The 1,442-nt window shown below is 68.0% G+C and carries 2 protein-coding genes; one reads left to right on the top strand and one right to left on the bottom strand.

What is annotated here, in order from left to right:
- The coding region (locus BST27_RS30375) for a PE family protein (RefSeq protein ID WP_139805492.1) at window positions 1–432 on the bottom strand (432 nt) is incomplete at its 3' end.
- 161 nt (window positions 433–593) lie between these two features.
- Between BST27_RS30375 and BST27_RS30380 the strand changes: the two genes are divergently transcribed.
- Complete coding sequence (locus BST27_RS30380; protein WP_079220328.1) at window positions 594–1,394, top strand: S-methyl-5'-thioadenosine phosphorylase; 801 nt, start codon at window positions 594–596, stop codon at window positions 1,392–1,394.
- Window positions 1,395–1,442 lie beyond the last annotated feature (48 nt).

The following is a 1,442-nucleotide window of genomic DNA, read 5'->3' on the forward strand; positions in this document are numbered from 1 at the left end:
GCCCCACAACAGGCCCCCCGCCCCGCCGGCCTGCCCGCTACCGGGTGCCCCGTCAACCCCGTTGCCCAGCAATGGGCGGCCCAACAACAGATTGGTGGGTGCGTTGATCACGCCCAGCACGGCGTCGGTGACAACAGCCAGTGGGTTGGCGTTGGCCGCTTCGGCCGCCCCGTAGGCGGTCGCTGCGATCCGTAGCGCCAGCAGAAAGTCGTCGTGAAGCGCCGCCGCCTGCGTGCTGAGCGCCTGAAACTGGCGGCCATGATCGGAAAACAGCGCCGCGATCGCCGCCGAAACTTCGTCGCCGGCGGCAACCAGAATTCCGCTGATCGGGGCGGCGGCGGCCGCGCGGGTCTCACCTAACGACACCTCTATCTGGGCCAGCTGATCTGCTGCGGACTCGACCACGGGTGGCGCCACCAGCAAATAAGACATACAACCCCCCTCTCGTTGTAGTTCCGGCTCGTGTTGCCGCAGAGCCTAAGAGCGGGTGGCGGGCCGCCGATACAGGGATTTCCCTGGAGTTGTCGAGATCCGCAGAGTTGCCGTGGCGGCAGGCGAATAACTGACAGGCAAGCGACCAATTCTTGGCGCGCGTGCACAACAATGGGCGGATGCTCGGAGTCATCGGCGGTAGCGGTTTCTACACGTTCCTCGAGTCCCAGGTGCGCACCGTCAACCCGCAGACCCCCTACGGCGAGCCGAGTGCCCCGATCACGATCGGCGTCGTCGGCGACCACGAGGTCGCGTTCTTACCCCGGCACGGCGCCAAGCACGAATACTCGGCGCACACCGTGCCCTACCGCGCCAACATGTGGGCGTTGCGAGCCCTGGGGGTGCGGCGGGTGTTTGCGCCCTGCGCGGTCGGCAGTCTGAACCCCGACATCGGCCCCGGGGCATTCGTTGTGCCCGATCAGTTGGTGGATCGCACCTGGGGCCGGGCCGACACCTACTTCGACGCCGGTGGGGTGCACGCCAGCTTCGCCGACCCCTACTGCCCGACGCTGCGCAGCGCCGTCACCGGGGTGCCCACGCACGATGTGGTCGACGGCGGCACCATGGTGGTCATCCAGGGACCGCGGTTCTCCACCCGGGCCGAAAGTCAGTGGTTCGCGGCGGCTGGGTTCAGCTTGGTCAACATGACCGGTTATCCCGAGGCGATTCTCGCCCGCGAGCTTGAATTATGTTATGCCGCAATCGCTTTGGTCACCGACGTGGATGCCGGTGTGGCGGTGGGCGAGGGGGTGAAGGGCGCCGACGTGTTCGCCGGCTTCGGCGAGAATGTCGCGGCGCTCAAGGCCCTGGTGCGGGCCGCCATCGGTCGGGTGGGCAGCGAGCGCACCTGCGAGCTGTGCCGGCACCACGCGGGTGTCCCGCTGCCGTTCGAACTGCCGTGAGGCGTTAGGACGGGTTGCGCGGGGGCGGGGGCGGTGGCGGCCGGAATA

The sequence above is a fragment of the Mycobacterium intermedium genome (genome assembly GCF_002086275.1).
In the GTDB taxonomy this organism is placed as follows: Bacteria; Actinomycetota; Actinomycetes; order Mycobacteriales; family Mycobacteriaceae; genus Mycobacterium; species Mycobacterium intermedium.